General features: G+C 65.4%; 7 protein-coding genes. 2 read left to right on the top strand and 5 right to left on the bottom strand.

The features are described 5' to 3' along the window. Nucleotides 1-24: 24 nt before the first annotated feature. Nucleotides 25-1944 (bottom strand): sulfate adenylyltransferase subunit CysN, encoded by a 1920-nt coding sequence (gene cysN / locus VWN43_RS10775; RefSeq protein WP_320181736.1) that lies wholly within the window; start codon nt 1942-1944, stop codon nt 25-27. Continuing rightward, entirely contained in the window at nt 1944-2864 is a 921-nt protein-coding gene (cysD, locus tag VWN43_RS10770; protein ID WP_253522250.1) for a sulfate adenylyltransferase subunit CysD, read from the bottom strand. The genes cysN and cysD overlap by 1 nt, the downstream gene beginning before the upstream one ends. Nucleotides 2865-2950: 86 nt before the next feature. Here cysD and VWN43_RS10765 point away from each other — a divergent pair, with 86 nt between their 5' ends. Next, nucleotides 2951-3949, top strand: coding sequence for a helix-turn-helix transcriptional regulator (locus VWN43_RS10765; protein ID WP_320181737.1), 999 nt, complete (start codon nt 2951-2953; stop codon nt 3947-3949). Here the strand turns inward: VWN43_RS10765 and VWN43_RS10760 are convergent. Both VWN43_RS10760 and VWN43_RS10755 read right to left on the bottom strand, forming a co-directional pair. Next, the gene (locus VWN43_RS10760; protein WP_320181738.1) at nt 3946-4677 is read right to left on the bottom strand and encodes an acyl-CoA dehydrogenase family protein; all 732 of its coding nucleotides are present in this window, start codon (nt 4675-4677) and stop codon (nt 3946-3948) included. The two genes, VWN43_RS10765 and VWN43_RS10760, sit on opposite strands and share 4 nt — an antisense overlap. Continuing rightward, the gene (locus VWN43_RS10755; RefSeq protein ID WP_320181739.1) at nt 4674-5810 is read right to left on the bottom strand and encodes an acyl-CoA dehydrogenase family protein; all 1137 of its coding nucleotides are present in this window, start codon (nt 5808-5810) and stop codon (nt 4674-4676) included. The genes VWN43_RS10760 and VWN43_RS10755 overlap by 4 nt, the downstream gene beginning before the upstream one ends. Nucleotides 5811-5936: 126 nt before the next feature. On the opposite strand from VWN43_RS10755, the gene VWN43_RS10750 reads away from it, so the two are divergent. Then, nucleotides 5937-7358 carry an aldehyde dehydrogenase family protein gene (locus tag VWN43_RS10750; RefSeq protein ID WP_320181740.1) on the top strand — a complete coding sequence of 474 codons (1422 nt, stop codon included), beginning with the start codon at nt 5937-5939 and terminating at the stop codon, nt 7356-7358. A gap of 9 nt (nt 7359-7367) precedes the next feature. On the opposite strand, the gene VWN43_RS10745 is transcribed toward VWN43_RS10750, so the two are convergent. Then, nucleotides 7368-10934, bottom strand: a complete 3567-nt coding sequence (locus tag VWN43_RS10745) for a hydantoinase B/oxoprolinase family protein (RefSeq protein ID WP_320181741.1) — start codon at nt 10932-10934, stop codon at nt 7368-7370. Nucleotides 10935-10999 lie beyond the last annotated feature (65 nt).

Below are 10999 nucleotides of genomic sequence, written 5' to 3'. Positions count from 1 at the left end.
GGCGCCGTGTGGCGCCCCTTTTTTCTACTTCAGCGGGAGGATTTTGCCGATGATGTAATCGGCGGCTTCTTCCGGTGACATCTCGACCGTGTTGACCCGTATTTCGGGGTCCTCGGGGGCTTCATAGGGGCTGTCGATCCCGGTGAAGTTCTTGAGCTTGCCTTCGCGGGCCTTCTTGTACAGCCCCTTCACATCGCGCGCCTCGGCCACTTCCAGCGGCGTATCGACATGGATTTCGATGAACTCGCCGCTATCGATCATGTCGCGCACCAACTTGCGGTCGGCCCGGAAGGGGCTGATGAAGGCGGTGAGGACAATCAGTCCCGCATCGGTCATCAGCTTGGCCACCTCGCCGATACGGCGGATGTTTTCGATCCGGTCGCTCTCGGTAAAGCCCAGGTCCTTGTTGAGACCGTGGCGGACATTGTCGCCATCGAGCAGGAAGGTGTGGCGGTTCATGATCGCCAGCTTCTTCTCGACTTCGTTGGCGATGGTCGATTTGCCCGAACCCGACAGGCCGGTGAACCACAGTACGCGCGGCGTCTGGTTCTTCATCGCGGCGTGATGGTCACGCGTGATGTCGGTCGCCTGCCAATGGACGTTCTGGCTGCGGCGCAGGCTGAAGTGGAGCATCCCCGCCCCGACCGTGTGGTGGGTGATCTTGTCGATCAGGATGAACCCGCCCAGCGCGCGGTTGTCGGTATAGGGATCGAACACGATCCGCTTGTCGGTGGTGATCTCGCACACGCCGATCTGGTTGAGATGCAGCGTCTGCGAGGCGAGGTGCGATCCCGAGCCCGACGGATTGTTGACGTCGATCTCGAACTTGGGCTCGGCCACGGTCGCGCTGACCATTTGCGAGCCAAGCTTGAGCCAATAGGCGCGCCCGACGACGAGCGGTTCGTCGTCCATCCACACGATCGTCGTCTCGAACTGGTCGGCGACTTCGGGCGGGCTGTCCGCAGCCGCGAGCACATCGCCGCGCGAACAGTCGATTTCGTCGGCGAGCGTGATGGTCACCGACTGGCCCGCGACCGCTTCGTCGAGATCGCCGTCCATGGTCACGATCGACTTGACCGTGCTCGTCTTGCCGGAGGGCAGCGAGCGCAGCTCGTCACCCGGCTTGACGGTGCCGGTGGCGATCTGGCCGGAGAAGCCGCGGAAGTCGAGATTGGGGCGATTGACCCACTGCACGGGCATGCGGAAAGGCTTGGCCTGGTTGGCGGTGTTGTTGACCTCGATGGTTTCGAGGTGGTCGATCAGCACCGGGCCATCGTACCAGTCGGTGTTTTCCGAGCGCGTGGTGATGTTGTCGCCCGCAAGGCCCGACATCGGGATGGCGGTAAAGGTCTCGATCCCGATGCTCTTGGCGAAGGCCGCGTAATCGGCGACGATCGCGTCGAACCTGGCCTGGTCGTAATCGATCAGGTCCATCTTGTTGACCGCCAGCACCAGGTTCTTGATGCCGAGCTGGTGGCACAGGAAACTGTGCCGCTTGGTCTGGACCAGCACACCCTTGCGCGCATCGATCAGGATCGCGGCGCAATCGGCGGTCGAGGCACCGGTCACCATGTTGCGGGTATATTGCTCGTGCCCCGGGCAGTCGGCGACGATGAACTTGCGCTTCTCGGTCGCGAAAAAGCGATAAGCGACATCGATCGTGATGCCTTGTTCGCGCTCGGCGGCGAGCCCGTCGACCAGCAGCGCGAAGTCGATCTCCTGCCCCTGCGTGCCCACCTTCTTGCTGTCGTTCTCGAGCGCGGCGAGCTGGTCTTCGAAGATCATCTTCGAATCGTAGAGCAGGCGGCCGATGAGCGTCGATTTGCCATCGTCCACGCTGCCGCAGGTGATGAAGCGCAGCATCGACTTGTTCTGGTGCTGCTCGAGATAGGCCTCGATATCGTCGGCAATCAACGCGTCGGTCTTGTAGATGGGATCGGTCATCAGAAATAACCCTCCTGCTTTTTCTTCTCCATCGACGCGTCACCCGCGTCCTTGTCGATCACGCGGCCCTGTCGCTCGCTGGTGGTGGTGAGCAGCATTTCCTGCACCACTTCCTGCAAGGTGGCGGCCTCGCTCTCGACCGCGCCGGTCAGCGGGAAGCAGCCCAGCGTGCGGAAACGGATCGAGCGTTCGGTAATCTCGGGCCGGTACCCCATTACCTTCTCGAGCCGCTCGAGGTCGTCGGCCATGAACAGCCCGCCCTCATGCTCGTAGGTCGGGCGTTTGGCGCTGAAATAGAGCGGCACGATCTCGATATTCTCGGCCATGATGTACTGCCAGATGTCGAGCTCGGTCCAGTTGGACAGCGGGAAGACGCGAATGCTCTCGCCCTTCTTCTTGCGCGCGTTGTAGATGTTCCACAGCTCGGGGCGCTGGTTTTTCGGGTCCCAGCCATGCGTCGCGGTGCGGAAGGAGAAGATGCGTTCTTTCGCGCGGCTCTTTTCCTCGTCGCGCCGCGCACCGCCGAAGGCGGCATCGAACCCGTGCTTGTCGAGCGCCTGCTTGAGCCCTTCGGTCTTCCACATGTCGGTATGCAGCGGGCCGTGATCGAAGGGATTGATCCCGCGCTCCTCGGCCTCGGGATTCTGATAGACGATCAGGTCCATCCCGGCGTCCCGCGCTGCCTTCTCGCGCAGCTTGTACATGTCCTGGAATTTCCAGGTCGTATCGACATGCATCAGCGGGAAGGGCGGGGGCGAGGGGTAGAAGGCCTTCTTGGCGAGGTGCAGCATCACGGCGCTGTCCTTGCCGATCGAATAGAGCATCACCGGCTTGTCTGCCTCGGCGGCGACTTCGCGCATGATGTGGATGCTCTCGGCTTCTAGCCGCTGGAGATGGGTCAGGGTTTTGGGGTCGGTCATGAAGGGGTTCCTCAAGTCTTGCCCCCCCCGCTTACCGCTCCATGCGAAGGATGGACCTCCCATTTGGGAGGTAGTAAGGCGATCGCATGCGTATCCCCAATCTCGGCGAGACGGAACTCCTCGTGCCGCTCCATTCGGGCGTGTTCGAACAGCCCATGTGGCAGACCTTCCTGCGCCAGTTGCGGCGGGTGTGCACCGCCGACGGTGTGGCGATCCGGTTCCGTAGTGCGGGCGAGGAGGGCCTTGTCACCTTGGCCGATGGCGTAGTCGGCGCTTTCGCAGAGAGCGATATGCGCGAGGCGCGGGTCTATGCGGGGGAGGAACTGGGCCATCCCGAAGGAGGCTTGCGTGCGGTGCGCGTGGGAAGCGGCGAGCTTAACCTCGTGCTGTGCGTTGCCGCACCCCAAGCGCCCGGCGCCGAGATCGCCAGCCTGCTATCGGCGCTGGTGCCGCATCTTCGGGTCGCGCTGCAGGTCGTCTCCGCGCTCGAACGCGAACGCGGTCGCGCGTCGGTCGGCGCGGAAGCCTTTCGGCGGATGAATTTCGGCTGGATCGCGGTGGACCGGCGCTGCCGGATCGTCGATCTTGATGCCCAAGCCGGACGGTTGCTCGAACGTACGGGTGCGCTGCGGCGCGGCCCCTACGATCGGCTGGTTCCCGGCTCCCCGGCGGTCGATCGCCAGCTGACGGCACTGATCCGGGCGATGGCGACCGACCCGCGCCACCGCCCGCGTGCGATCAATCTGAGCCAGGACCCGTGGATCGATATTCTCGTCGCGCCGATGCGGGTCGATACGCTGGCGGGTGAGGGCAAGGCGGTTGCGGTGGTCTATCTGCGCGGCGACCGGTCATCGAGCGCGGACCGGCACGAACAATTGGTCGATCTATTCGATCTCACCCCCGCCGAAGCGCGGCTGGCATGGTCGCTGGCGCAGGGGCTCTCGATCACCGAGGCCGCGCAGGCGCACGGTCTGACGGTGGAGACCGCGCGCTATTATTCGAAGAAGATTTACGCCAAGACGGGCGCGCGCGGGCAAGTCGATCTGGTGCGCAATATCCTGACCGGGGTGCTCGCGCTCGCCTAGTCGGTACGCGCGGTGAGGTCGGACCAGAAGGCATCCGCGCCGCGCGCAATCACGCGCGCGCCGAGCTTGCCGCTCCAATGCGCGTCGTTGCCGAATTCGGAACGCCATTGCCACAGCCGCCGCGTTAGCGGATGCAGGCCGTATTCCTGCGTGAACCCGATGGCGCCGTGGACTTGATGCGCGACTGTGGTGCCCACTTCGACGGCGCGATTGGCGCGCAGTTTGGCAGCGGCAAACTCGAATTCGGCATCCCCCCGATCGAGCGCCTGCGCTGCTCCCATGGCCGCGCAATTGGCCGCCGCGGCCTCGCAGGCAAAGCTCGCCAGCGATTGCTGGACGGCCTGGAATTTGCCCAGCGGGCGGCCGAACTGCACACGGTCATTGGCATAGGCGACCGACAGCGCCAGCGCGGCGTCGAGCGCGCCGGCGATCTGCGCGACGCGGGCGAAGGCCATCAGGCCAAACCACTGGTCGCTTTCCCGCCCGGCCACGCGCGCGATAATCGCGTTGGGCAAGTCGATCCCGAGCGCGTGATAGCCCGCCAGCCGGAAGACGGTCAGCGCATCCATCCAACTGCCGCCAAACCCGCCATCCGCTTCGGGCACCAGCAGCGCGGGGAGGCCGAGTTCGTCGAGCCGGTTGCCGTCGCGCTCGATCGTCGCGGCAGGGCCCAGTTCGGCGAACAGCGGATCGACCATTTCGGCCAGCATGCGTCTGGTATCGCTCATCGCAGCCCCAGCCCCCGGGCGATGATGCCCTTGATGATCTCGCGCGTGCCGCCGCGCAGCGAAAAGCTGGGGCTGACCTGCAAGAGATAGAAACAGACATCGCGCAGCGTGGCGGCGTCGGTATCGCCAAGATCCGCAGCCGCCTGGACCAGTTGCGGGATCGCCTGCTCGTAGGAATTGCCAAGGTCCTTGACCATGGTTGCTTCAAGCGCCGGGTCTTCGCCCCGCGCCAGCTTGGCCGCGACCGACGCGCTCATCAGCCGGAGCGTCCAGGCATCTGCCGTCAGCCGACCGATCAGCTGCTGCAACGCCATGTCCTGTTTCGCACCGGCATAGCGGACGAGTTCGAGGAACAGCACCATCGAGGACAGATAGCGTTCGGGCCCGGCGCGTTCGAGCGAGAGCTCGGCAGTGGCCTGCTTCCAGCCCTCGCCTTCGGTCCCGAGGAGCGCGGTTTCGGGTAGTCGCACATCCTCGAAGAACACCTCGTTGAATTCATGCGCGCCGGTGAGGTCGATGATCGGTTTTACGCTGACCCCGGGCGTGTCCATCGGGACGACGAATTGCGACAGCCCCTGCTGCCGCTCGCTGCCCGCTTCGCTGCGTACCAGCGCAATCATGAAATGGCTGACATGCGCGCCGGTGGTCCAGACTTTCTGGCCGTTGAGCACCCAGCCATCGCCATCGCGCCGGGCCGCGGTGCGCACCGAGGCGAGGTCCGAACCCGACCCCGGTTCGCTTAAACCGATGCAGGCGAAGGCTTCGCCGCGCGCGATGGCGGGCACCCAGCGGCGTTTCAGTTCCTCGTTTCCGAGCCGCAGCAACAGCGGTCCGCTCTGCCGGTCCGCAATCCAGTGCGCCCCCACCGGCGCGCCCGCGGCAAGCAATTCCTCGATCACCACATAGCGTTCGAGCTGGCTGCGTTCGTGTCCGCCATATTCCTTCGGCCAGGTCATGCCGAGCAGTCCGGCTTCGCCCAGCTTTTTGCTGAACTGCGGGTTCGCCTTGGTCCAGGAGTTTGCCCGCCGTACCGGATCGCGCTCCCCATGCTCGGCCACCAGCGCGCGCACCTGCTCGCGCAGCGCAGGCGCGGTTTCGGGCCAATCGACCGCTTCGGTCACAAAGGTCTGCATCGCTCTCCTCTTCGGTGTCTCTCTCCCCAATTTGGAGCCGCACCGCAAGACCCGTTGCATCGAGCAACGAATTTCGACAGTGTGAGGCCAAGGGACGAATCCCAGATTTGCGCGAGGAGAGAGACGATGACCGACTACAAGAACCTGATCGACGGCAAGATGGTCGACAATGGCCAATGGCTGGAGGTGCTCAACCCCGCCACCGAACAGGTCGTCGGCCGCGTGCCGTCCTGCGGCAAGGAAGAACTCGACAGCGCCGTCGCTGCCGCACGCCGCGCCTTCACCCAGTGGAAGAAGACCACCGCCGAAGAACGGCAGCAGGTCGTCCAGGGGATTTCCGCCGCGATCAAGGAGAACGCCGACGAGCTCTACCGCTTGCTGACCAGCGAGCAGGGCAAGCCGCATGCGCAGGCGCAGCAGGAAATCTACGGCGCGGCGGGCCTCGCCGCCGCCCAGTCGACGCTCACGCTCGACGATGTGATCAACCAGGACGACGACACCCGCCTGTCGCGCACGCGGCGCGTGCCGGTGGGCGTGGTCGGCGGCATCGTGCCGTGGAACTTCCCGATCATGATGGCGATCCAGAAGATCGTCCCGGCGCTGGTCGCGGGCTGCACCATCGTGCTCAAACCGTCGCCCTTCACCCCGCTCACCACGCTGCGGGTGGCCGAACTGATCAAGGATGTCGTGCCCGCAGGCACGGTGAACATCATCACGGGTGAAGACACGCTCGGCCCGCTGATCACCGAGCATCCCGATATCGACAAGATCACCTTCACCGGTTCGACCGCCACGGGCAAGAAGATCATGGAAGGCGCATCGGGCGATCTCAAGCGCATCACGCTGGAACTGGGCGGCAATGACGCCTCGATCGTGCTGCCCGATGCGGACGTCCAGAAGGTCGCCGAACAGCTGTTCTGGTCGAGCTTCTCCAACGCCGGCCAGGTCTGCATCGCCGCCAAGCGGATCTACATTCACGAGGATATCTACGACGACCTGTCGAAGGCGATCGCGGATTATGCCAAGACCGTGGTCGTCGGTGACGGTTCGCAGCAGGGCACGGGCGTCGGGCCGATCCAGAACAAGAAGCAGTACGAGCGCGTGCTCGACCTGATCCAGGACGCCAAGGACAATGGCTACAAGTTCCTCACCGGGGGCGACAAGGATCCCTCGGGCACGGGCTATTACGTGCCGATCACCATCCTCGACAATCCGCCCGAGGATGCGCGCATCGTGGCCGAGGAACAGTTCGGCCCGGTCATGCCGCTGATGAAGTTCGCCAGCGTCGACGAAGTGATCGAGCGCGCGAACAATTCGGAATACGGTCTGGCCGGTGCGGTCTGGACCAAGGATACCGACAAGGGCGTCGAAATCGCCGAACAGCTCGAAACCGGGACCGTCTGGATCAACGAGTTCATGCAGCTGTCGCCCTTCGCGCCCTTCGGCGGGCACAAGCAGTCCGGCTTCGGCGCCGAATACGGTATCGATGGGCTGAAGGAATTCACCTATCCGCAGGTGATCACGGTCAAGCGCGACGCCGCCGTCTGATCGATATGCTTACTCCGGGCGGGGCGGGCCGAACCCGCCGCCGCCCGGGGTCAGCACCACGAAAGTATCGCCCGGCTGCATCTCGGCACTGGCTGTAGCCCCCAGATCCTCGCGCGACCCGTCCGCGCGCTCAACCCAGTTGCGGCCCGGCGCGGCATCATGCCCGCCGGCAATGCCGCGCGGCGCGATCACCCGCCGGTTGGCGAGCATGTTGGCGTGCATCGGTTCGAGGAAGGTGATCCGCCGTTCCACCCCGTCGCCGCCGTGAAATTCGCCATCACCCCCCGACCCCGCGCGGATCGCGAAAGCATCGACCCGCACGGGTAGGCGGGTTTCGAGGATTTCGGGATCGGTCAGGCGCGAATTGGTCATATGCGTCTGCACCGCGCTGGTGCCATCGTGGTCCGGCCCCGCGCCCGAGCCGCCGCAGATCGTCTCGTAATATTGGTCGGTCCCGTCGCCGAAGGTGAAGTTGTTCATCGTCCCCTGGCTGGGTGCCAGGCGGCCGGTGGCCGCAAACAGCGTATCGGTCACGACCTGGCTGGTCTCGACATTGCCCGCCACCACTGCGGCACCCGGTTGCGGATCCAGCATCGAGCCGGGCGGCACGACAAGTTCGATCGGCCGCAGGCACCCATCGTTCATCGGGATGGCATCGTCGATCAGGGTGCGCACGACATACAGCGCGGCGGCGCGGGTGATCGATCGCGGCGCATTGAAATTGTCGGGCAGCTGGTCGCTGGTGCCGGAGAAGTCGAACACTGCCGAGCGATTCGCACGGTCGATGCGGATGGCAACCTTGACCACCGCGCCATTGTCCATCGGATAGGCAAATTCGCCGTCTTGTAGCCGGTCGAGCAATCGCCTCACGCTTTCTTCCGCATTGGCGAGGACATGGTCCATATAGGCTGCAACCACGGCCGGACCATTGTCGCGCGCGGCAAGGCACAGCAGCTCGGCCCCTCTCGAACAGGCGGCCAACTGCGCGCGCAAATCCGACAAATTGCGATCGGGATTGCGAGCGGGGAAGCTTCCGGCCGCCAGCTGATCGCGTATGGCCCGTTCGCGAAACACGCCTTCGTCGACCAGCAGGAAGTTGTCGATCAGGACGCCTTCCTCCTCGATCGTGCGACTGGTGGGCGGCATCGATCCGGGCGCGATCCCGCCGATGTCCGAATGATGCCCGCGCGCGGCGACGAAGGCATCGGGCGCGTCGCCGTCGTCGCCATAGAACACCGGCACGATCAGCGTGATGTCGGGAAGATGTGTCCCCCCGCGATAGGGATCGTTGAGGACATAGGCGTCGCCGCGGCGGAAACCGCGCCCGTCCCGCCGCGCGCCGCGGGCCTCGATCACCCGCGCGATACTGTCGCCCATGCTGCCGAGATGCACCGGAATATGCGGGGCATTGGCGATCAGCGCGCCTTCGGCATCGAACAGCGCGCAGGAGAAATCGAGCCGTTCCTTGATGTTTACCGAGGTCGCGGTCGATTGCAGTACGACGCCCATTTCCTCGGCGATGGCCATGAACAGATTGTTGAAAATCTCGAGCCGGACCGGATCGGCTTCGGTGCCCAGCGCGCGGTCGCGGCGCAGCGCTTGCCGGCGCGTCAGCACCAGACTTCCCTCTTCCGCGATCTGTGCCTGCCAGCCCGGTTCGACCACTGTGGTCGATCCCGGGTCGATCACCAGCGCGGGGCCCTCGACGCGGTCGCCCGGGGCCATCGCAGCGCGCGCGACGGTGTGCCAGGTGCCCGAGGCCGCGCCGGACATGGCGACCGGAGCCGGCTGGACATGCCCGAGGCCGCCCGTATGCCCGCTGGCCTCCACGCTGAGCGCTTCGACGATGATCGGGGCCTCGGCATCAGAATAGCCGAAGCGTTGGCGATGGAGCGCGCGGAAGGCGGGGGCCATCGCTTCGGGCCCCTCGCAGGGGATGGGCAGCAGGCTATCGCTGCCCGCAAACCGCAGCCGCGCATGGCATTCCACCGTAACGGCATCCGCCGCGATGCCCTGTTCGACCAGCGCCGCGCGGGCATCCTGTTCGAGCGCGCGCAGGTCGCCGGAGAAATCCTCTTCCAGCCCGCGTACGATGCTCACTTCGCGGATCGCCTTCACCGGCGCCAGACCGATGCCATAGGCCGAGAGTATCCCCGCGAGCGGGTGGACGAGCACGGTCTCCATGCCCAGCTCGTCGGCGACCCGGCAGGCGTGCTGGCCGCCGGCACCGCCGAAACAGGCGAGCGCATAGGTTGTGACATCGTGGCCGCGCGCCACGCTGATCTTGCGAATGGCATTGGCCATATTGTCGACCGCGATGGCGAGAAAGCCTTCGGCAATCGCGGCAAGGTCCTGCGGCTCGGGCAGCGCCGCAGCCACTGCTTCCAGCCGGGCCCGCGCCGCATCGGGGTCGAGCGGCTGGTCGCCGCCGGGCCCGAACACGCGGGGGAAGAACGCCGGATCGATCCGGCCGAGAAAGAGATTGCAGTCGGTCACCGTCAGCGGTCCGCCCTTGCGATAACAGGCGGGGCCGGGATCGGCGCCTGCGCTTTCCGGCCCGACGCGGAAGCGCCCGCCATCATAACGGCAGATCGATCCGCCGCCCGCCGCCACGGTGTGAATCTGCATCATCGGTGCGGCCACGCGCACGCCCGCAACCACGCTGTCGCCGGTCAGCTCGTATTCGCCCGCGTAATGCGCCACATCGGTGCTGGTCCCGCCCATGTCGAACCCGATCAGCCGGTCGTGCCCGAGCGGAGTGCTTGCGGCGACCATCCCGACCACGCCCCCTGCGGGGCCCGAAAGGATCGCATCCTTGCCGCGGAACGCGCCGACTTCGGCGAGCCCGCCGTTCGACTGCATGAAGCGCAGGCTGTGCGTGTCGGGCAGCCCCGCCTGCAGCGTATCGGTATAGCGCCGCAGGACCGGTGAGAGATAGGCATCGACAACCGTCGTATCACCGCGCGGGATCAGGCGGATCAGCGGGGCGACCTCATGGCTGATGCTGACCTGCGCGAAGCCGGCTTCGCGGGCGATCGCGGCCAGCCGCTCCTCGTGCTCGCGATATTTCCAGCCATGCATCAGGACGATGGCGAGCGCATCGAAACCTTCGGCGCGCAGTGCGGCGAAATCGGCCCGTGCCGCCCCCTCGTCGAGCGGTGTCAGCACCGTGCCGTCGGCGCCGACGCGCTCGGCAATCTCGATGACCCGGGCGGGCAATTGTTCGGGCAGCACGATATGACGTGCGAAGATTTCAGGCCGCGCCTGATTGCCGATCCGCAATGCGTCGCCAAACCCGCGCGTGATCGCCAGCGCCAGCCGTTCGCCCTTGCGCTCGAGCAGGGCGTTGGTCGCAACGGTGGTCCCGATCCGCAATTCGGCGACCGGTGCAGCGCCATATTGTTCCATCAGCCGCCGGACTGCCTCGCTCGCGGCATCGGCATAATGGTCGGGGTTTTCGGACAAGAGCTTGTCGGTCACCAGCGCCCCGGCGGGGGTCACCGCGACGACATCGGTAAAAGTCCCGCCGCGATCGACTGCAAAGCGCCATGCGCCGGTTTTCGCTTCTCCACCCATGATGCGGGTTTCGCACGCCGGACGAACCATTTCAAACGCTTCGCGCGTGAAACCGGCGTGCGGCG

The sequence above is a fragment of the Qipengyuania sp. HL-TH1 genome (assembly GCF_036365825.1).
In the GTDB taxonomy this organism is placed as follows: domain Bacteria; phylum Pseudomonadota; class Alphaproteobacteria; order Sphingomonadales; family Sphingomonadaceae; genus Qipengyuania; species Qipengyuania profunda.
This window is presented reverse-complemented; position numbering and strand designations above follow the sequence as displayed.